Consider the following 20604-nt stretch of genomic DNA (forward strand, 5'->3'; position numbering starts at 1 on the left):
GCATGACCTCTCTTCCGCAGGAGCGCCGCCTCGTCACCGCCATTCCCGGCCCGAAGTCGGTGGAGCTTCAGGCCCGTCGTACCGCGACGGTGGCCGCAGGCGTGGGCTCCACCCTGCCGGTGTTCGCCGCGCGCGCCGACGGCGGGATCATCGAGGACGTGGACGGCAACCGTCTGATCGACCTCGGTTCCGGCATCGCCGTCACGTCGGTGGGCGCCTCCGCCGAGGCCGTCGTACGCCGCGCGTCCGCCCAGCTCGCGGACTTCACCCACACCTGCTTCATGGTCACGCCGTACGAGGGCTACGTCGAGGTCTGCGAGCGGCTCGCCGAGCTGACGCCGGGCGACCACGCCAAGAAGTCCGCGCTGTTCAACTCGGGCGCCGAGGCCGTCGAGAACGCCGTCAAGATCGCCCGCGCGTACACCAAGCGTCCCGCGGTCGTCGTCTTCGACCACGGCTACCACGGCCGTACCAACCTGACGATGGCACTGACCGCCAAGAACATGCCGTACAAGCAGGGCTTCGGCCCGTTCGCGCCCGAGGTCTACCGGGTGCCGGTGGCGTACGGCTACCGCTGGCCCACCGGTGCCGAGAACGCCGGGGCCGAGGCGTCCGCCCAGGCCATCGACCAGATCAACAAGCAGATCGGCGCGCAGAACGTCGCCGCGATCATCATCGAGCCGGTGCTCGGCGAGGGCGGGTTCATCGAGCCGGCCAAGGGCTTCCTCCCGGCGATCGCGCAGTTCGCCAAGGACAACGGCATCGTCTTCGTCGCGGACGAGATCCAGTCCGGCTTCTGCCGCACCGGCCAGTGGTTCGCCTGCGAGGACGAGGGAATCGTCCCGGACCTGATCACCACCGCCAAGGGCATCGCGGGCGGCCTGCCGCTGTCCGCCGTGACCGGCCGCGCCGAGATCATGGACGCCGCGCACGCCGGCGGCCTCGGCGGAACCTACGGCGGCAACCCGGTGGCCTGCGCCGGTGCGATCGGCGCCATCGAGACGATGCGCGAGCTGGACCTGAACGGGAAGGCGAAGCGCATCGAGGAGATCATGAAGGGGCGGCTCGCCGAGATGCAGGCGAAGCTGCCGAACGGCGACGTCATCGGCGACATCCGCGGCCGCGGCGCGATGATCGCGATCGAGCTGGTGAAGTCCGGTTCGAAGGACCCGAACCCGGAGGCCGCCGCGAAGCTCGCCAAGGCGTGCCACGCGGAGGGCGTCCTGGTCCTCACCTGCGGCACCTACGGCAACGTCCTGCGCTTCCTGCCGCCGCTGGTCATCGGCGAGGACCTGCTGAACGAGGCGCTCGACGTCCTCGAACAGGGCTTCGCCGGCGTCTGACCCGTGCGACCCCCGGACCGGTCCGCGGCCCTGCTCGCGGGGATGGTCCGGGGGCCTCGTGAGGGCTGTGAAGAAGGTGTGCGGGGCCGATGGCGGGATCCGTTTCCGGCTGTCGGTCCCCCTCCCGCTGCCGTACGGTTTCCGCAGATGAGAGAAACACCCCGCCCGCAGGGGACTGCCGGCGACGCCGGGCCGACGCTTCCCCAGCACCGTCCCGGCCGTGCCCTCGCGCACACCACTGGAGCCTCCGGCTCCGGAACTCCTCACCGATCGGATGGCCGCGCGCCCCAGACCCCCCGGGGCGCGCGGCACACCGGTCCGGCCGGCCGCCCCGGAACCTCCCCCCCTGTTCCCGGGCGGCCGGCCCTTCTCGTTCTCCTGGCTTGCGGGCTCCTGGCCCTCCTCGCGCTCGTCACCTGGCAGGTCGCGGCCGACGGACCGCTGCGCGGGGCGGACGAGCGGGCCGCCCGGGCCGTCGTCGGACACGGCCCCGCCCCGCTGACCGAGTTCCTCGCCGATCTCGGCAACGCACAGGTCGCGCTCCCCGTGCTGGGGTGCGCGATCGTGTGGGCGCTGCTGCGCGGGGAGCGGCGCGGGGCGTTGTACGCGGCGCTCGCCATGGCCGCGGTGCCGCTGCTGGTCGTCCCGCTGAAGGACTGGATCGCCCGCCCGGGACCGCTGACCGGGGCCACCGGTTACTACCCCTCCGGCCACGCGGCGACGGCCGCGGTGGCGTACGGCGCGGCGGCGCTGCTCACCGCGCGGTGCGCGCGGGACGCGGGCGGTGAGCGGTGGGCGCGGGGCGGGCGGCGGTGGGTGCGGACATGGATGATGCCCGTCGCCGCCGTCCTGCTGACGGCGGGGACGGGCATCGGTCTGGTGCTGCGCGGCTATCACTGGCCGCTGGACGTGCTGGGCAGCTGGTTCCTGTCCGGACTGCTGCTCCTGCCGTCGTACCGGGTGGGCCGCGCCGGGAGCGGGACGCGTCGGCGGCCGAAGCAGGCGTCGAAGTTCTTCTAGAACTCCCCGTTGTCGAAGCGGTCCCAGTTGATGGACCACGTCATCAGCCCGCGCGGCCCCGGCCGGGTGCCGTGGGTGGTGTACGAGCCGCGGTCGGTCTTCCTGGTCAGGCAGTTGAGCGCCTTGGCGGCCTCGGCGGGCGAGGTGTGGCCGTGCCGGCCCGGGTGGAGGCGGGCAGGCCGATGGCGACCCGGTCCGGTCACCGGCCGCCGGGAAGCCGGTGAGCAGCATGTGGGTCACGGCGATGTGGAAGTCGCGTCGACCGCTACCTGACTCGTCGTCAATTACCGTTTCTCTCGGCCTTCATGGCCGCCGCTTCATGCATCGCGAGTTCGAGGAGCGTCGCGTCGTTGAGCACTCCCGAGCCGTCCGGCGGGATGAGCCAGCGCACCGCACCGACGACCCGGCGGCCCGGATGCGGCACGACGATCCACGCGCCCCGGCCCGCACCGCGCACCCCGGTGCCGATCCAGCCGTCGACGGTGCCCGGCGGCACGAAGAAGCCCATGCGGGCGTCGCCGAAGTCGGAGAGGACCGGCCCCGGCCGGTCGACGAGACGGGTGAGCACGTCGAAGGTGGGATGCCCCAGGTCCCCGGGGAGAATCAGCACGTCCCAGCGCCTGCCCGCGGGAAGGAGCGCGACCCCCCTGGGATCGCGCTCCCACATCCACCGGCAGGCGTCCGGGTCCGGCGCCACCGATACCAGCCACTCGACCGCTGCCCTGACCCCCGCGCCAGCCATGACCGGCCCTCCGTTCCGTATCGACCGGCTCCGTGTCGCCGGTACGTCCACACGGGGAGAGAGGGGTGACGCCGTTCCATTACGCGAGTTGCTTACCCATTGGCAGTGACATAGGTCACGCCGCCGGGTGGTCCCTGCGCGGGGCGGCGGTCAGCTGTCGAAACCGAGCCCCAGGCGGTCCATGGTCCGCAGCCACAGGTTGCGGCGCCCGCCGTTGTCGTCCGCCCTGGCCAGGGACCTCTTGGTGAGTTCGATCCCGGCCCAGGCGAAGGGCTCCGGGGGGAACGGCAGCGGCTTGCGGCGGACCATCTCCAGCCCGGTCCGCTCGTTGCGTTCGCCCGCCAGCAGGTCGAGCATCACCTCGGCCCCGAACCGGGTGGCCCCCACGCCGAGCCCGGTGTACCCGGAGGCATAGGCGACCCTCCCCCCGTGGGCGGTGCCGAAGAACGCGGAGAAGCGGGAACAGGTGTCGATCGCCCCGCCCCAGGCGTGGGTGAAGCGGACCCCGGCCAGCTGCGGGAAACACTCGAAGAACTGGCCCGCGAGCTTGTGGAACGTCTCCGGACGCTGGTCGAGGGCCGCGCTCAGCCGGCCGCCGTACGGATAGACCGCGTCGTAGCCGCCCCACAGGATCCGGTTGTCGGCCGACAGCCGGAAGTAGTGGAACTGGTTGGCGCTGTCGCCGAGCCCCTGCCGGTTCTTCCAGCCGATCGCGTCGAGCTGTCCGGCGGTGAGCGGTTCGGTCATCAGCGCGTAGTCGTAGACCGGGACGGTGTACGGACGCACGCGCCTGACCAGCGAGGGGAAGATGTTGGTGCCGAGGGCCACGTGCCGGGCGAACACTCTCCCGTGCCGGGTACGGACCGTCATTGCCCCGGCGGCCCCGGACAGTTGGAGGCCGGGAGTGTTCTCGTACATCCGCACGCCCAGTCCGAGGCAGGCCCGCTTCAGGCCCCAGGCCAGCTTGGCGGGGTGCAGCATGGCGACCCCGCGCCGGTCCCACAGCCCGCCCAGGAACGTGGGCGAGTCGACCTCGGCGCGCAGCGCGTCCCGGTCCAGGAACTCCAGCCCCGTGAAGCCGTGCCGCTCGGCCTCCCGGTGCCAGTCGCGCAGTTCCTCCAGCTGGTGCGGCTGCGTGGCGACGTCGATCTCGCCGGTGCGTTCGAATTCGCAGTCGATGGAGTACCGGGCGACGGCCGCCTCGATGGCGTCGAGGTTCCGCGCGCCCAGTTCCTCCAGCTTCTCGATCTCGTCGGGCCAGCGCTCCAGGCCGTTGGGCAGGCCGTGGGTCAGGGAGGCGGCGCAGAACCCGCCGTTGCGGCCCGAGGCGGCCCAGCCCGCCTCGCGGCCCTCGATCAGGACGACGTCCCGCCCGGGATCGCGTTCCTTGGCGATCAGCGCGGTCCACAGGCCGCTGTAGCCGCCGCCGACGACGAGCAGGTCGCAGTGCTCGTCCGCGGTGAGCGGGGGCAGCGCCTCGGGCCTGCCGGGGTCGTCGAGCCAGAACGGGACCGGGCTCGTGTCGGAGAGTGAGAGTGATGACGCAGCGGTACGCATGGCTTTGGGGGCCATGGCTTCCAACTCCTTCGGGGCTTTCCGTAGCGCGCCCGCGTTAGCCGTCCGTCGGACGTCAGCGGGCGCTGTTCCTCCGCCGGTTCGCGATCAGCTGACCGGCGACGACCACCAGGACGGCGATGACGAACATGGCCGTTCCGATGACGTTGATCTGCACGGGCGTACCGCGTTGCGCCGATCCCCAGACGAACATGGGGAAGGTCACGGTGGAGCCCGCGTTGAAATTGGTGATGATGAAATCGTCGAAGGAGAGCGCGAAGGCGAGCAGCGCTCCCGCCGCGATCCCGGGGGCGGCGATCGGCAGCGTCACCCGCAGGAAGGTCTGCACAGGTCCCGCGTACAGGTCGCGGGCCGCCTCCTCCAGCCGCGGGTCCATCGACATCACGCGCGCCTTCACGGCCGTCACCACGAAGCTCAGGCAGAACATGATGTGCGCGATGAGGATCGTCCAGAACCCGAGCCGCGCCCCCATGTTGAGGAAGAGCGTGAGCAGCGAGGCGGCCATGACGACCTCGGGCATCGCCATCGGCAGGAAGATCAGCGAGTTGATCGCGCCGCGCGCCCGGAAGCGGTAGCGGACCAGCGCGAAGGCGATCATCGTGCCGAGGACGGTCGCGCCCAGCGTCGCCCAGGCGGCGATCTGGAGGGACAGCGACAGGGAGCCGCACATGTCGGCCACTCCGCACGGGTCCTTCCAGGCGTCCGTGGAAAAGTGCTGCCAGGCGTAGTTGAAGCGCCCCTTCGGCTTGTTGAACGAGAACACCATCACGACGACGTTCGGAAGGATCATGTAGGCGAGGGTCAGCAGACCCGCGATGACGACGAGGTTCCGTCGTATCCAGCGCAGTACGGGCATCAGACCAGGTCCTCCGTCCCGGAGCGGCGGATGTAGACGGTGACCATGATCAGGACGACCGCCATGAGGATGAAGGAGAGCGCGGCTGCCGTCGGGTAGTCGAGCACGCGCAGGAACTGGGTCTGGATGACGCTGCCGACCATCTTGGTGTCGGTGGAGCCCAGCAGTTCCGCGTTGACGTAGTCGCCGCTGGCCGGGATGAAGGTCAGCAGCGTTCCGGAGACGACCCCCGGCATGGAGAGCGGGAAGGTCACCTTGCGGAAGGTGGTGGCGGGGGTGGCATACAGGTCGCCGGCCGCCTCGTGCAGCCTGCCGTCGATCCGTTCCAGCGAGGTGTAGAGCGGCAGGATCATGAACGGCAGAAAGTTGTACGTGAGACCGCAGACCACGGCCATCGGGGTGGCCAGCACCCGGTTGGACTCGGTCCAGCCGAGCCAGCCGGTGACGTCCAGGACGTGCAGGGTGTTCAGTACGTCGACGACCGCGCCGCCGTCCGCGAGGATCGTCTTCCAGGCCAGCGTGCGGATCAGGAAGCTGGTGAAGAACGGCGCGATGACCAGCACGAGGACGACGTTGCGCCAGCGCCCGGCCTTGAACGCGATGAGGTACGCGAGCGGGTAGCCGAGCAGCAGGCACAGGAGCGTGGCGGTGCCCGCGTAGAGCAGGGACCGGACGAACTGCGGGTAGTAGTCCTTGAGCGCGTCCCAGTACGTCTGGAAGTGCCAGGTGACCTCGAAGCCCTTCTCCAGGGACCCGGTCTGCACGGACGTCGACGCCTGGTAGACGAGCGGCAGCGCGAAGAAGACGACGAGCCACAGGATGCCGGGGAGCAGCAGCCAGTACGGGACGAGGCGTCTGCGGGTGGAGGCCCTGCGGACCTCCGGTTCGGTGACGGGCGCGGCGGGCGGCGCCTCCTCGGTGACGGTCACGCCGCGTCCTCCACCGTCTCCACGCCCGCCGCGATGTCCTGATCGGCGTCCAGTCCGAAGGTGTGCGCCGGGTTCCAGTGCAGGACGACCTCGGCGCCGGCCGTGAGTCCGGCGCGCCGCTCGACGTTCTGCTCGTAGACCTGGAGCGCCCTGCCGGCCGGGCTCTCCACCACGTACTGGGTGGAGACGCCGATGAAGCTGGAGTCGGTGATCCGGCCGGTGACCCGGTTGCGGCCGTCGGCTATCGTGTCCGCCTCGTCGGCGGGGACCAGCGACATCTTCTCCGGTCGCACCCCGAGCAGCAGCCTGCCGCCGCTCGTGGCCGGGGCGCTGCATCGCTCGCGGGGCAGCCGCAGCTTCCCGCCGCCGGCCGTCACGACGACCTCGCCGCCCTCCGTGCCCGCGGCGACGATCTCGGCCTCGATGAGGTTGGAGGTGCCGAGGAAGTTGGCGACGAACGTCGTCCTCGGGTTCTCGTACAGGTCGGCGGGGGCGCCGAGTTGCTCGACCCGGCCGGCGTTCATCACCGCGACGGTGTCGGCCATGGTCATGGCCTCCTCCTGGTCGTGGGTGACGTGGATGAAGGTGATGCCGACCTCGGTCTGGATGCGCTTGAGCTCCAGCTGCATCTGGCGTCGCAGCTTGAGGTCGAGGGCACCGAGCGGCTCGTCGAGGAGCAGCACCTGCGGGTGGTTGATCAGGGCGCGGGCGACGGCGACGCGCTGCTGCTGGCCGCCGGAGAGCTGGTGGGGCTTGCGCTGGGCGAAGTCGCCGAGCTGGACGAGGTCCAGCATGTCGGCGACCTGCTTCTTCACCGACTTGATGCCGCGCCGGCGCAGGCCGAAGGCGATGTTCTCGGCGATGTCGAGGTGCGGAAAGAGCGCGTAGCTCTGGAAGACCGTGTTGACGGGCCGCTTGTACGGGGGCAGGTCGGTGATGTCCCGGTCGCCGAGCCGGATCGTGCCGGTGGTCGCCTCCTCCAGGCCCGCGATCATGCGCAGGGTGGTGGTCTTGCCGCAGCCGGACGCGCCGAGGAGCGCGAAGAAGGAGCCCTGCGGGACGGTCAGATCGAGCGGTTTGACGGCGGTGAAGGAGCCGTACGTCTTGCTGATCCCGGTGAGGCGGACGTCGCCGCCGGTCTGCTGCTGTGTCATGGGTCGCGGTCCCAGTGGTGTGTCGGGTCCCAGTGGTATCAGGGGAGGTCGGACGGGAAGGGCGGAGCGGTCGGGCGGCGGGAGAGCCGGTGGGCGTGGCCGGGTACCGACGCGGGTGGCCGGAGGTCCGGGGAAGCGGTCGGGCTCCGGCGGAGGCGGTCAGGCTCCGATGAGCTTGGCGAACTTCTCCTCGTACGCCGTCTCCTCCTCGGCGCTGAGCGAGCGGAAGGCGTGCGACCTGGCCGCCATCTCCTCGTCGGGGAGGATCAGGACGTTGTCGGCCATCGCCTTGTCGATCTTCGCCAGCTCGTCGCGGACCCCGTCCACCGGGCAGACGAAGTTGATGTACGCGGCGAGCCGGGCGGCGGTCTTCGGCTCGTAGTAGTGGTCGATGAGCTTCTCGGCGTTGATCTTGTGCCGGGCGTTCACCGGGACGAGCAGGTTGTCGCTGGATATGACGTAACCGGCGGCCGGGATGGCGTACTTGATGTCCGGATTGCCCGCCTGGAGCTGGATGATGTCCCCCGCCCAGGCGACGCAGGCGGCGATGTCGCCCTTGTCGAGGTCGGCCGTGTAGTCGTTGCCGGTGAAGCGCCGGATCTGCCCCCGGTCGACGGCCTTCTGGATCCGGCCGATGGCGGCGTCGTAGTCGGCGTCCGTGAACGATCCGGGGTCCTTGCCCATGTCGAGCAGGGTCAGGCCGACGGAGTCGCGCATCTCCGAGAGGAAGCTGACCCGCCCCTTCAGCTTCGGGTCGTCGAGCAGCTGGGTGACGGAATCGACCTTGCGGCCCCCGGTCGCCTTCGCGTTGTACGCGATGACGGCGGGGATGCCCGCCCACGGGTAGGAGTGGGCGCGGCCGGGGTCCCAGTCCGGCGAGCGGAACTGGGCGGAGAGGTTCGCGTAGGCGTGCGGCAGGTTCGACGCGTCGAGCCGCTGTGCCCAGCCGAGCCGGACGACGCGGGCGGCCAGCCAGTCGGTGAGGCAGATGATGTCGCGCCCGGTGTCCTGGCCGGCCGCCAGCTGGGGCTTGATCTTCCCGAAGAACTCGACGTTGTCGTTGATGTCCTCGGTGTACTTGACCCGGATCCCGGTGCGTTTCGTGAACGCCTCCAGGGTGGGCCGGTGCTTGCCGTCCCCGGTGACGTCCATGTACTCGGTCCAGTTGGAGAAGTGGACCTCCTTCTCCTTCGCCGAGTGGTCGTCGGACGCCGCGGCGGCGTCCCCATCCCGCTGCGCGGGCGGGATGCCGCACGCGCTCAGCGTGCCCAGTCCGCCGACCGTGAGCGCCCCCAAACCGGCGGCGCGGAGCAGCGACCGGCGGGTCAGGGCGCCCCGGCCGCCGGTCATGCTCCGCCGCATCGCGGCCAGTTGGGCCGCCGAGAGGCGCTCGGGCTGGTAATGCTCCATGCGCGTTGCCCTTTCGGATGGGTGGGGCCGGGGCCGGCCGGGCTATCGGTCCCCGAAGATCGTGCGGTGCCAGTCCTTGCGGGCGACCGCGGTGTTGTCGTACATGACGTGCTTGACCTGCGTGTACTCCTCGAAGGAGTACGAAGACATGTCCTTGCCGAAGCCGCTGGCCTTGTATCCGCCGTGCGGCATCTCGCTGATGATCGGGATGTGGTCGTTGACCCAGACGCAGCCCGCCTTGATCTCGCGGGTGGCGCGGTTCGCCCGGTACAGGTCGCGGCTCCAGGCGGAGGCGGCGAGTCCGTACGGGGTGTCGTTGGCGAGGCGGATGCCCTCGTCGTCGGTGTCGAAGGGCAGCACGACCAGGACGGGGCCGAAGATCTCCGACTGGACGACCTCGCTGTCCTGGGCGGCGTCGGTGATCAGGGTCGGCCGGTAGTAGGCGCCGTCCGCGAGCTCACCGCCGGGGGCCTCGCCGCCGGTGACGACGGTGGCGTACGCGCGGGCCCGGTCGACGAAGCCGGCGACCCGGTCCCGCTGGGTGTGGCTGATCAGCGGGCCGAGGTCCGTGGACGGGTCGAACGGGTCGCCGAGCCGGACGGTCTCCATCAGCTCCGCGACGCGGCGCACGAAGGCGTCGTACAGCGGGCGCTGGACGTAGGCGCGGGTGGCGGCGGTGCAGTCCTGGCCGGTGTTGATGAGCGCCCCGGCGACCGCTCCGTTGGCCGCGGCCTCCAGGTCGGCGTCGTCGAAGACCACGAAGGGGGCCTTGCCGCCGAGTTCGAGGTGCAGTCGCTTGACGGTGGCGGTGGCGATCTCCGCGACCCGCTTGCCGACCGCGGTGGACCCGGTGAAGGAGGTCATGACGACGTCCGGGTGACCGACGAGGTGCTCGCCCGCTTCCTTGCCCACGCCGGTGACGATGTTGATCACGCCGTCCGGAATGCCCGCGGCGGTGGCCGCCTGCGCGAACATCAGCGAGGTCAGCGGGGTGATCTCGGCGGGCTTGAGCACGATGGTGTTGCCCGCGGCGATCGCCGGGAGGATCTTCCACGCGGCCATCTGGAGCGGGTAGTTCCAGGGCGCGATGGAGCCGATGACGCCGATCGCCTCGCGGCGTACGTACGAGGTGTGGTCGCCGTCGTACTCGGCCGCCGACCTGCCCTCCAGGTGGCGGGCGGCGCCCGCGAAGAAGGAGGTGTTGTCGACGGTGCCGGGCACGTCGAACTCGGTGGACAGCTTGATCGGCTTGCCGCACTGGAGGGACTCGACGTACGCGAAGTCGTCAGCCTGTTCGGCGAGCACGGCGGCGAAGCGGTGCATCGCCTCGGCCCGTTCGGCGGGCGTCGCGCCCGACCAGCCGGGGAACGCCTCGCGGGCGGCCGCGACGGCCGCGTCGACGTCGGCGGTGCCCGCCAGTTCGTAGGTGTACACCGCCTCGCCCGTCGCCGGGTTCACCACGTCGTGGTGGCGCCCCGATGTGCCGGGCCGCAGCTTTCCGCCGATGTACTGTGCGCCGTCCGCGAACCGGTCCCGCACCTGGATGGTGTTGCCCATGACGCTCTCCTCCGCCGCGTTCGCACGAGGCGCGCGGCGTAGTTCCTGCTGGAATTGAGTGCCGATCCTGGCAGAGGCACTCAACCCCAACAAGTGATTCCGTTGTTGCCTTTTGGTTACGCAACGGAATCCTTCGACCATGTGTCGCGTAGACGCGGAATTACGGGACGGAGTGTCAGTGGCGGATGCCAGACTCACGTGCATGGGACACATGGACGACCTCCTGGCGCGGACCCGGCGCGGCGAGAAGGTGAAGTACCTGCGCTTCTGGGGGCACCGCCCACTGCCCGACGGGCGCGTCGGCGCGAGCTGTCTGAGCCAGTGGTGGCCGTCGCCGTTCGAGGTCGACGGTGTACGGTACGCGACGGCGGAGCACTGGATGATGGCCGGCAAGGCGCGGCTGTTCGATGACGCGGAGGCCGAGCAGCGGGCCGTGGCGGCGAAGGGCCCGGCGCAGGCGAAGAAGGCGGGCCGGCTGGTCCGCGGCTTCGACGAGGCGATATGGGAGCGCGAGCGGTACGCCCTGGTGGTGGCGGGCAACGTCCACAAGTTCGGGCACGATCCGCGGCTGCGGGAGTTCCTGCTCGGCACCGGGGAGCGGGTGCTCGTCGAGGCGAGCCCCGTGGACCGGATCTGGGGCATCGGGCTGGCGGCGGACGATGCGCGCGCCCAGGACCCCGCGGCATGGCGGGGGCTGAATCTGCTGGGGTTCGCCCTGATGGACGCGCGGACGGCGCTGCGCGCGGGCTGAGCCGTACCGCGCGCCGACCGGACCGCAGGGACAGGAGTGGCGGGGGCGGACGGCCGGACGGGCCCACGTGCGACCCGTCCGGCCGGAGCGCGCCCGTCCCGGCTATCGCGTGACGTCGACGACCAGGGACGTGGAGTAGGGGTCCTCGTAGGTGGACTCGTCCTCGAATTCCTCGGGGTGGGCCACGACCACCCAGATCATGAAGGTGAGGAACGCCGCGCCGAGAACCAGACCGACGGACCCCATGATGATCCCGGCGAGCGCCTGGCCGCTGTTGTCGGCCTCGCCCCGGCCCGCCCGCTTGCGGCCCAGGATGCCGAAGACCAGGGCGAGCACGCCCAGGACGATGCCCGGTATCCCCCACATGCAGAGCAGGCAGAGGGACAGGATGCCGAGCACCATGGCCGCCGTCCCCATGCCGTTGGCCGGTGGCGCGGTGCCCCAGGCCGCCTGCGGGTATCCGGTGTACCCCGGGTACCCGTACTGCGGTGCGGGCGCGGCGGGGTAGCCGTACTGCCCCACCGCGGGCGGGATCTGCTGCCCCGGCCCGTTCGGCGCGATCGGCGGGGGCGGTACCGCCCCGAACGCCGCGCCCGGGCCCGGCACGGACCCGCCCGGCACGGCCGGGCCGGGGGTCGGCGCGGCCGGTGCGTGCCCGTGCTCCGCCCCCGGCATCGAGGTGACCGTCGGCTGGTCGTGGACGGCCGGCGGCCGGGGCTCCCCGGCAGGCTTGTCCAACGGCACCTTCCGCGGATCACCGGTCGGCCTGTCCGGCGGGACGCTTCTGTTCGGCGGAGCCCATGGATCGCGCGGCGCCGCCCCGTCCGCGGGCTGCTGTGTGTTGTCTGACATGGGCCTCCCCCATCGTGGTCCCGTCATGCTACGACCCGTCCCCCTGCCCGGGGACCGGGCCTACGATGATGCCCGTCCCCCGCCCGGCCACCCGCGCCCGGCAGTCTCGACGTCCCACGCCACCGGAGAGTCCGATGACCGATCTGCGCCCCTTCATCGCGGGGCTTCCCAAGGCGGAACTGCATGTCCACCATGTCGGTTCCGCCTCGCCCCGCATCGTCGCCGAGCTGGCGGCGCACCACCCCGACTCCAGGGTGCCCACCGACCCCGAGGCGCTGGCCGACTACTTCACCTTCACCGACTTCCGTCACTTCATCGAGGTCTACCTCTCCGTCGTGGACCTGATCCGCACCCCGGAGGACGTCCGGCTGCTGACGTTCGAGGTCGCCCGGGACATGGCCCGGCAGAACATCCGCTACGCGGAGCTGACGGTCACGCCGTTCAGCTCGACCCGGCGCGGCATCCCCGAGCGGGCGTTCATGGAGGCGATAGAGGACGCCCGCAAGGCCGCCGAGGCGGAACTCGGGGTGGTGCTGCGCTGGTGCTTCGACATCCCCGGCGAGGCCGGACTCGAAGCCGCCGAGGAGACCACCCGGCTCGCCGTGGACCTGCGCCCCGAAGGACTCGTCTCGTTCGGGCTCGGCGGCCCGGAGATCGGGGTGGAGCGCCCGCAGTTCAAGCCCTTCTTCGACCGGGCGATCGCCGAGGGCCTGCACTCCGTTCCGCATGCCGGGGAGACCACCGGGCCGCAGACCGTCTGGGACGCGCTGACGCATCTGCGTGCCGAACGCATCGGCCACGGCACGCACTCCGTCCGCGACCCGGAAGTGCTCGCCCATCTCGCCGAGCACCGCATTCCGCTGGAGGTCTGCCCGACCTCGAACATCGCGACCCGCGCGGTGGCCGACATCGAGCAGCACCCGGTGAAGGAGATGGTGCGGGCGGGCGTCCTGGTCACCATCAACAGCGACGACCCGCCGATGTTCGGCACCGACCTCAACAACGAGTACGGGGTGGCCGCCCGGCTCCTCGGTCTGGACGAGCGCGGCCTCGCGGGCCTGGCGAAGAACGCCGTCGAGGCGTCGTACCTCGACCCGGCGGGCAAGCGGGCCCTGACGGCGGAGATCGACACCTACACGGCCGGCCGGCTGGAGCGGACCGCGCTCTGACGTGCCGGTGCCAGGGCGCCACCGTGACCGCACGGCCGCCGACGCCCCGGCACCGCCCTCCGTGCGACCGCCGACGCGCCCCGGCCGGCACCACGGCAGGTCCGCACGCCCACCGGCCCCGGCCGCCGACGGACCCGGTCGGCACCGCGCCGTCGGCACGCCCCCGGCCTCGGCACGCCCGGCCGCACCACCGCCGCGTCCCCCGCTCGTACCCACTCGTCACAATGGCCGCATGGCCAGCACCGCCGACCTCGCCTCCACTCCCGCCACCGCCCGTCGCGTCACCGCCGTGGCTCATCGCGGCGACCCGTACCGTGCCCGCGAGAACACCCTCGCCTCGATCCGGTCCGCCCTCGAACGGGGCGCGGACGCGGTCGAGATCGACGTGCGGGTCACCCGCGACGGCGTGCCCGTCCTGCTGCACGACGCGACGCTGGACCGGCTCTGGGGCCACGACGTGCGGCTCGACCGGCTCACCCACGACCGGCTCGCCGAACTGACCGGAGGCGGCGTGCCCACGCTGCGCGAGGCGCTGCGCGCCTCCGGAGGGCGCCGCGTCATGGTCGACCTGCCCGGTTCCACCGACGCCTCGGTGCGCCGGATCGTCGGCGTGATCCGCGACTGCGGCGCCGACGGGCGGGCGTACTACTGCGCGGGAGCCGTCGCGATGCTGCGGGTGCGGGCCGCCGACCCGTCGGCCGAGATCGCCCTGACCCGCACGAGGCTCGCGCCGCCGGGAGCCGCGCTGCTCGAAGCCGTACGGCCGCGCTGGCTGAACTACCGGTTCGGCCTGGTGGACCGGGACCTGACGGACCGTCTGCACCGGGACGGCCTGCTGGTCTCCGCCTGGACCGCCGACACCGGGCTCACCATGCGCCGCCTCGTCCGCGCCGGGGTGGATTCCATCACCACGAACCGCATCGACGTCCTGCGTGGCGTGCTGGCCGGGCACCGGCCGGTCCGGTCCTCCTGACCGCCCTGCACGACCGGTCCGGCATCATGGACACAGCCGCATCCGCTGTGATGCCGGCCCCGGCCCCGGATCCAGAGGAGCAGCGCCGTGTCCGAACCGAGCACCCCCCTTTCCGACCGCATCCGTTCCGACATCGCCCACAACGCACGGGTCTGGAACCACTGGCTCGGCGGGAAGGACAACTATCCCGTGGACCGGGAGGTCGGCGACCAGGTCACCGGCATGTACCCGAGCATCGGCGAAGTGGCCCGCGCCGACCGGGCCTTCCTCGGGCGGGCCGTCCGGCATCTGGCCGGTGAGGCGGGGATCACCCAGTTCCTGGACATCGGCACCGGGCTGCCGACCGCCGACAACACCCACGAGGTCGCCCAGCGCACCGCACCCGGCGCCCGCGTGGTGTACGTCGACAACGACCCGATCGTGCTCGCGCACGCCCGGGCGCTGCTCACCAGTTGCCCGGAGGGCGCGACCGAGTACGTCGACGCGGACGCGCACGACCCCGAGAAGATCCTGCGGACGGTCGAACCGACGCTGGATCTGACGAAGCCGGTCGCGGTCATGCTGCTCGGCATCCTCAACTTCGTCATGGACACCGACGAGGCCCGGCGCATCGTGCGGACGCTGATGGACGCGATGCCGTCCGGCAGCTACCTGGCCCTCACCCACCCCACGACGGAACTGGGCGGCGAGGGCAACGAGGCGGCGATGCGCTTCTGGAACAAGAACGCCACCCCGCCGATCACCGCCCGCAGCCGCGCCGAGTTCGCCTCGTTCCTGACCGGGCTCGACCTGGTCGAGCCGGGCATCGTCTCCTGCGCGCGCTGGCGTGCGGAGCCCGGCGCGGTGGAGGTCGCCCAGTTCGGCGCGGTGGCGCGCAAGCCGTAGTGGGTGCACGGGCGGTGCGGGCGCGCCCCGGAGCCGAGGTCGCCTCCGGGGCGCCGAGGACCGCCCGGCCGCGTCACCCCCGGCCGGCGTGTTCCGGGTCGGCGGGTCTCCGGTCACGCACGGCTGCGACTCGGCCACGCCGTGATGTCGGCCTCGACCGCTCGGCCCGCTCATGGGCCCGGGCACGCCGTCGGCGAAGACCCGCCCCGAGGGGCAACGACCCCCGGGTCACGGCCACCGCGCCACGGTTCAGAGCCCCACGACGGCGTTCCACCTCTTCGCGAACTCGGTGCGCTCCTCGGAGGTGATGTCGCGGGCGATGGCCAGCCGGCTGCGCATCGCGTCGTCGGGGAAGATCAGCGGGTCCTCGGCGAGCGCCGCGCTCTCCTCGTCCTTGGCGGAGGCCAGTACGTCGCGGGCGGCGGGGACGGGGCAGACGTAGTTGACCCAGGCGGCCAGTTCGGCGGCGACCTCCGGGTCGTAGTAGTGGTCGACGAGCTTCTCGGCGTTGCGCTTGTGGCGGGCGAGGTTGGGGATCATCAGCGACTCCGCCCACAGTTCGGCCCCCTCCTCGGGGACCACGAACTCGATCTCCGGGTTGTCCGCCTGGAGTTGGATGACGTCGCCCGAGTACGCCTGGCACGCGAGCACGTCGCCGGTCGAGAGGTCCTTGATGTAGTCGTTGCCGGTGAAGCGGCGGATGTGCCTCTTGCGCACGAGCTTCTCGACCTGGTCGCAGATCAGGTGGAAGTCGTCCGGCCGCCAGCGGGTGATGTCGACGCCGTTGCCCTGCATCAGGAGCGCGAACGACTCGTCGAGCCCGGACAGGAGCGTCACCCTGCCCCGCAGGTCGTCCGCCCACAGGTCGCTCAGGTGCCTGATCTCGCGCCCGAGCCGCTTGCGGTTGTAGGCGATGCCGGTGATCCCGGACTGCCAGGGGACGCTGTGCGTACGGCCCTGGTCGAAGGCGGGCGAACGCAGCTGCGGGTCGAGGTACTTGGCGACGTTGGGCTGCTTCGCCCGGTCCATCTCCTGCACCCAGCCGAGTCGTACGAACCGCGCGGCCATCCAGTCGCTGATGACGATCAGGTCGCGGCCGGTCTCCTGATGGTTCATCAGAGCAGGGCTGATCTTGCCGAAGAACTCGTCGTTGTCGTTGATCTCCTCCGCGTACGTGACGGAGATCCCGGTGCGCTCACGGAACGCGTCGAGGGTGGGCCGCTTCGAGGCGTCCTCGTCGTCGGTGTCGATGTAGAGCGGCCAGTTCGCGAAGTGCAGGGAACGGTCGCGGGCCGAGGTGTCGCGTCCGGCGCGGTCGCCGGGCTCCACGTAGGCGGCGGGTACTCCGCAGCCGGCCAGCACGGCACCGGTCGCCGCGGCTCCGAAGGCGCGCAGCAGGGACCGGCGGGACATGGGGTTCTTCGGGGTTGCTCGCACCCGCGCAGGATGCCCGGCGGCGGCGTCGCGGGCAATGGACCAACCGTCCAGCGGCACACGCCCCGTCCGCACACCCTGTCCAGGACGCCCGCCCGGGAGCCGGGGGCGGACGGGGGCACGGCAGGGGCCCCGGATCCGGCGCGGGCACGAATGCCGGCACGGGCACAGGTGCGGCCCCGGGCGTGTGCCCGGGGCCGCAGAGGCTGTTGACGGAGGGTCAGCCGTCGAGCGAGGTCATGACGTGCTTGATGCGCGTGTAGTCCTCGAAGCCGTACGCGGAGAGGTCCTTGCCGTAGCCGGACTTCTTGAATCCGCCGTGCGGCATCTCGGCGACGAGCGGGATGTGGGTGTTGATCCACACGCAGCCGAAGTCGAGGTTCTTGGACATCCGCATGGCGCGGGCGTGGTCCTTGGTCCACACCGAGGAGGCCAGCGCGTACTCGACGCCGTTCGCGTACTCCACGGCCTGGGCCTCGTCCGTGAACTTCTGGACGGTGATGACCGGGCCGAAGACCTCGTTCTGGATGATCTCGTCGTCCTGCTTGAGGCCGGAGACGACGGTCGGGGCGTAGAAGTAGCCCTTGTCGCCGACCCGGTGGCCGCCCGCCTCGACCCTGGCGTGGGCGGGGAGGCGCTCGATGAAGCCGCTGACCTGCTTCAGCTGGTTGGCGTTGTTCAGCGGGCCGTACAGCACGCCCTCGTCGTCCGGCTTGCCGGTCTTCGTGTCGGCGGCGGCCTTGGCGAGCGCGGTGACGAATTCGTCGTGGATGGACTCGTGGACCAGGACACGGGTGGCGGCCGTGCAGTCCTGACCGGCGTTGAAGTAGCCCGCGGTGGAGATGCCCTCGACGGCGTTGGCGATGTCGGTGTCCTCGAACACCACGACCGGCGCCTTGCCGCCGAGCTCCAGGTGGACCCGCTTGACATCCTTGGCGGCGGACTCGGCGACCTGCATGCCGGCCCGTACCGAACCGGTGATGGAGGCCATCGCCGGGGTCGGGTGCTCGACCATCGCGCGGCCGGTGTCGCGGTCGCCGCAGATGACGTTGAAGACGCCCTTGGGGAGGATCTGACCGATGATCTCGGCGATCAGCACGGTCGACGCCGGGGTGGTGTCGGACGGCTTGATGACGACGGTGTTGCCTGCGGCGAGCGCCGGGGCGAACTTCCAGACAGCCATCATCATCGGGTAGTTCCACGGCGCGACCTGCGCGCACACGCCGACCGGCTCACGGCGGATGATGGAGGTGAGGCCCTCCATGTACTCACCGGCCGAGCGGCCTTCGAGCATCCGCGCCGCACCCGCGAAGAAGCGGATCTGGTCCACCATCGGCGGGACCTCTTCGGTACGGACGAGCTCGATCGGCTTGCCCGTGTTCTCCGACTCGGCGGCGACGAGGTCCTCGGCGCGCTCCTCGAAGGCGTCCGCGATCTTCAGCAGGGCCTTCTGGCGCTCGGCGGGCGTGGTGTCGCGCCAGGCGGGGAAGGCCGCCGCGGCGGCCTCCATCGCGGCATCGACGTCGGCCTGGCCGGAGAGCGGCGAGGTCGCGTAGACCTCCTCGGTCACCGGGTTGATCACATCAATGGTCCGCCCGTCAGCGGCGTCCCGGAACTCTCCGTTGATGTAGTTGCGCAGACGGCGCACCTCGGTGGTCACAACCACCCCTCCTGTCACACACGTCCTATGGGTGAGATGTCCACCCTAGTCGCTCGGGTGTCGCTTTCGACATGCCCAACCACGGTGAACTTCGGATTCAGTGTGATCCAGAGCCTCAAACAACGAATTTCATCGATCCGGGGTTGCCAGACCGACGAGTCCCGGTGCACAGTGGATGTGTGGCCAGTCGCAGCGCAGACTCCAGGAACGGGAACGGATCGCCCCCCGTGGTCGATTCCGTGTCCCTCGCGATCATCGAGCAGCTCCAGGAGGACGGGCGCCGCCCGTACGCCGCGATAGGCAAGGCCGTCGGCCTGTCCGAAGCGGCCGTACGGCAACGCGTCCAGAAGCTGCTCGACCAGGGAGTGATGCAGATCGTCGCCGTCACGGACCCGCTCACCGTGGGATTCCGGCGGCAGGCGATGGTCGGCATCAACGTCGAAGGCGACCTCGACCCCGTGGCCGAGGCGTTGTCGGCCATGGCCGAGTGCGAGTACGTGGTGATGACCGCGGGCTCCTTCGACCTGATGGTGGAGATCGTCTGCGAGGACGACGACCACCTGCTGGAAACGATCAACAAACGCATCCGGGCCCTCCCCGGCGTGCGCTCCACCGAGAGCTTCGTGTACCTGAAGCTCAAGAAGCAGACCTATATGTGGGGAAGCCGATAGCCGTGAGCAAGGACCTCAGCCGAACCGCGTACGACCACCTGTGGATGCACTTCACCCGCATGTCGGACTACGCGAACGCGCCCGTTCCCACCATCGTGCGGGGTGAGGGCACCTACATCTTCGACGACCAGGGCAAGCGCTACCTCGACGGCCTGTCCGGCCTGTTCGTGGTCAACGCCGGCCACGGCCGTCACGAGCTCGCCGAGGCGGCCTACAAGCAGGGGCAGGAGCTGGGCTTCTTCCCGGTCTGGTCCTACGCCCACCCGAAGGCCGTCGAACTGGCCGACCGCCTCGCCGACTACGCGCCGGGCGACCTCAACAAGGTCTTCTTCACCACCGGCGGTGGCGAGGCCGTCGAGACCGCCTGGAAGCTGGCCAAGCAGTACTTCAAGCTCCAGGGCAAGCCCACCAAGTACAAGGTCATCTCGCGCGCGGTCGCCTACCACGGCACCCCGCAGGGCGCCCTGTCGATCACCGGCCTGCCGGGCCTGAAGGCCCCCTTCGAGCCGCTGGTCCCCGGCGCGCACAAGGTCCCCAACACCAACATCTACCGCGCCCCGATCCACGGCGACGACCCGGTGGCCTTCGGCCGCTGGGCCGCCGACCAGATCGAGCAGCAGATCCTCTTCGAGGGCCCCGAGACCGTCGCCGCGGTCTTCCTGGAGCCGGTGCAGAACGCCGGTGGCTGCTTCCCGCCGCCGCCCGGTTACTTCCAGCGCGTACGCGAGATCTGCGACAAGTACGACGTGCTGCTCGTCTCCGACGAGGTCATCTGCGCCTTCGGCCGCCTGGGCACCATGTTCGCCTGTGACAAGTTCGGCTACGTGCCGGACATGATCACCTGCGCCAAGGGCATGACCTCGGGCTACTCCCCCATCGGCGCCTGCATCGTCTCGGACCGGATCGCCGCGCCGTTCTACGAGGAGGGCAACACCTTCCTGCACGGCTACACCTTCGGTGGCCACCCGGTGTCCGCGGCGGTCGCTCTCGCCAACCTCGACATCTTCGAGCGCGAGGGCCTCAACCAGCACGTCCTGGACAACGAGAACGCCTTCTTCACCACGCTGCAGAAGCTGAACGACCTGCCGATCGTCGGCGACGTCCGCGGCAACGGCTTCTTCTACGGCATCGAGCTCGTGAAGGACAAGGCCACCAAGGAGACGTTCAGCGACGAGGAGACCGAGCGCGTCCTGTACGGGTTCCTCTCCAAGGCGCTCTACGACAACGGCCTGTACTGCCGTGCCGACGACCGCGGCGACCCGGTCGTCCAGCTCGCGCCGCCGCTGACCTCCGACCAGGCGACGTTCGACGAGATCGAGGGCATCCTGCGCAACGTCCTGACGCAGGCGTGGACCAAGCTCTGACCCGCAGATCCGTCCGCCGACCGGCCACGGACCGGCCGGCGGACGGAATCCGGTGCCCGACCGCTGCCTGACGACCGCCCGACCGGCGGTCGTCCTCTACGGTCCATGACGGCCCGGGTGCCCCCATTCGAGTGGGATGGGGTGCACCCGGGCCGTGTGCTGTGCCCAGACCCCGGTCCGGGTCCCTACGGTGCCGAGTGACCGATCGGCCCCCGCATCGTTCCCCCGTACGGGGGACGGGACTTACGATCTGAACCGA

The 20604-nt window shown here is 70.8% G+C and carries 18 protein-coding genes and 1 pseudogene; 8 read left to right on the forward strand and 11 right to left on the reverse strand.

The genetic code is table 11. The features are described 5' to 3' along the window. Positions 1 to 2: 2 nt before the first annotated feature. On the forward strand, positions 3 to 1343 hold the full coding sequence (gene gabT, locus ACFYXM_RS09310) for a 4-aminobutyrate--2-oxoglutarate transaminase (protein WP_389288389.1): 1341 nt from the start codon (positions 3 to 5) through the stop codon (positions 1341 to 1343). 147 nt (positions 1344 to 1490) lie between these two features. Further along, positions 1491 to 2363, forward strand: coding sequence for a phosphatase PAP2 family protein (locus ACFYXM_RS09315; RefSeq protein WP_389288390.1), 873 nt, complete (start codon positions 1491 to 1493; stop codon positions 2361 to 2363). On the opposite strand, the pseudogene ACFYXM_RS09320 reads toward ACFYXM_RS09315, so the two are convergent. The 8 genes and pseudogenes from ACFYXM_RS09320 to ACFYXM_RS09355 form a co-directional block, all read right to left on the reverse strand. Continuing rightward, positions 2360 to 2627 (reverse strand): annotated as a pseudogene (locus tag ACFYXM_RS09320) (chitinase); the annotation flags it as partial. The gene ACFYXM_RS09315 and the pseudogene ACFYXM_RS09320 overlap by 4 nt on opposite strands. Positions 2628 to 2643: 16 nt before the next feature. Next, positions 2644 to 3105 (reverse strand): hypothetical protein, encoded by a 462-nt coding sequence (locus ACFYXM_RS09325; RefSeq protein WP_389288391.1) that lies wholly within the window; start codon positions 3103 to 3105, stop codon positions 2644 to 2646. Between the two features lie 150 nt (positions 3106 to 3255). Next, positions 3256 to 4677 carry an NAD(P)/FAD-dependent oxidoreductase gene (locus tag ACFYXM_RS09330; RefSeq protein WP_389288392.1) on the reverse strand — a complete coding sequence of 474 codons (1422 nt, stop codon included), beginning with the start codon at positions 4675 to 4677 and terminating at the stop codon, positions 3256 to 3258. A 58-nt stretch (positions 4678 to 4735) separates the two neighbouring features. Continuing rightward, positions 4736 to 5536 (reverse strand): ABC transporter permease, encoded by an 801-nt coding sequence (locus ACFYXM_RS09335; RefSeq protein ID WP_073792016.1) that lies wholly within the window; start codon positions 5534 to 5536, stop codon positions 4736 to 4738. Then, the gene (locus tag ACFYXM_RS09340; RefSeq protein WP_389288393.1) at positions 5536 to 6465 is read right to left on the reverse strand and encodes an ABC transporter permease; all 930 of its coding nucleotides are present in this window, start codon (positions 6463 to 6465) and stop codon (positions 5536 to 5538) included. The genes ACFYXM_RS09335 and ACFYXM_RS09340 overlap by 1 nt, the downstream gene beginning before the upstream one ends. After that, the gene (locus ACFYXM_RS09345) at positions 6462 to 7619 is read right to left on the reverse strand and encodes an ABC transporter ATP-binding protein (protein ID WP_389288394.1); all 1158 of its coding nucleotides are present in this window, start codon (positions 7617 to 7619) and stop codon (positions 6462 to 6464) included. The genes ACFYXM_RS09340 and ACFYXM_RS09345 overlap by 4 nt, the downstream gene beginning before the upstream one ends. A 159-nt stretch (positions 7620 to 7778) precedes the next feature. After that, complete coding sequence (locus ACFYXM_RS09350; protein WP_389288395.1) at positions 7779 to 9029, reverse strand: PotD/PotF family extracellular solute-binding protein; 1251 nt, start codon at positions 9027 to 9029, stop codon at positions 7779 to 7781. Between the two features lie 42 nt (positions 9030 to 9071). Then, a complete protein-coding gene (locus tag ACFYXM_RS09355) occupies positions 9072 to 10586 on the reverse strand; it encodes a gamma-aminobutyraldehyde dehydrogenase (protein WP_389288396.1) in 1515 nt (504 codons plus the stop codon). A gap of 211 nt (positions 10587 to 10797) precedes the next feature. Between ACFYXM_RS09355 and ACFYXM_RS09360 the strand changes: the two genes are divergently transcribed. Next, the gene (locus ACFYXM_RS09360; RefSeq protein WP_389288551.1) at positions 10798 to 11337 is read left to right on the forward strand and encodes an NADAR family protein; all 540 of its coding nucleotides are present in this window, start codon (positions 10798 to 10800) and stop codon (positions 11335 to 11337) included. 102 nt (positions 11338 to 11439) lie between these two features. Here the strand turns inward: ACFYXM_RS09360 and ACFYXM_RS09365 are convergent, their stop codons facing one another. After that, positions 11440 to 12081 (reverse strand): DUF4190 domain-containing protein, encoded by a 642-nt coding sequence (locus tag ACFYXM_RS09365; RefSeq protein ID WP_389288552.1) that lies wholly within the window; start codon positions 12079 to 12081, stop codon positions 11440 to 11442. Between the two features lie 242 nt (positions 12082 to 12323). Between ACFYXM_RS09365 and ACFYXM_RS09370 the strand changes: the two genes are divergently transcribed. From ACFYXM_RS09370 to ACFYXM_RS09380, 3 genes are all read left to right on the forward strand, one after another. Then, the gene (locus ACFYXM_RS09370) at positions 12324 to 13358 is read left to right on the forward strand and encodes an adenosine deaminase (RefSeq protein ID WP_389288397.1); all 1035 of its coding nucleotides are present in this window, start codon (positions 12324 to 12326) and stop codon (positions 13356 to 13358) included. 232 nt (positions 13359 to 13590) lie between these two features. Beyond that, on the forward strand, positions 13591 to 14331 hold the full coding sequence (locus ACFYXM_RS09375; RefSeq protein ID WP_389288398.1) for a glycerophosphodiester phosphodiesterase: 741 nt from the start codon (positions 13591 to 13593) through the stop codon (positions 14329 to 14331). Between the two features lie 87 nt (positions 14332 to 14418). Further along, positions 14419 to 15216: an SAM-dependent methyltransferase gene (locus ACFYXM_RS09380; protein WP_389288399.1), complete on the forward strand. Its 798-nt coding sequence runs from the start codon at positions 14419 to 14421 to the stop codon at positions 15214 to 15216. A 249-nt stretch (positions 15217 to 15465) separates the two neighbouring features. Here the strand turns inward: ACFYXM_RS09380 and ACFYXM_RS09385 are convergent, their stop codons facing one another. Next, on the reverse strand, positions 15466 to 16629 hold the full coding sequence (locus ACFYXM_RS09385) for a PotD/PotF family extracellular solute-binding protein (protein WP_389288553.1): 1164 nt from the start codon (positions 16627 to 16629) through the stop codon (positions 15466 to 15468). A gap of 241 nt (positions 16630 to 16870) precedes the next feature. After that, entirely contained in the window at positions 16871 to 18310 is a 1440-nt protein-coding gene (locus ACFYXM_RS09390) for a gamma-aminobutyraldehyde dehydrogenase (protein WP_389288400.1), read from the reverse strand. Between the two features lie 164 nt (positions 18311 to 18474). Between ACFYXM_RS09390 and ACFYXM_RS09395 the strand changes: the two genes are divergently transcribed. Further along, a complete protein-coding gene (locus ACFYXM_RS09395) occupies positions 18475 to 18981 on the forward strand; it encodes an Lrp/AsnC family transcriptional regulator (protein ID WP_389288401.1) in 507 nt (168 codons plus the stop codon). Then, positions 18966 to 20345 (forward strand): aspartate aminotransferase family protein, encoded by a 1380-nt coding sequence (locus ACFYXM_RS09400; RefSeq protein ID WP_389288402.1) that lies wholly within the window; start codon positions 18966 to 18968, stop codon positions 20343 to 20345. Before ACFYXM_RS09395 ends, ACFYXM_RS09400 begins: the two co-directional genes overlap by 16 nt. Positions 20346 to 20604: the final 259 nt, after the last annotated feature.

It is taken from the genome of Streptomyces sp. NPDC002476, from assembly GCF_042889785.1.
Classification (GTDB): Bacteria; Actinomycetota; Actinomycetes; order Streptomycetales; family Streptomycetaceae; genus Streptomyces.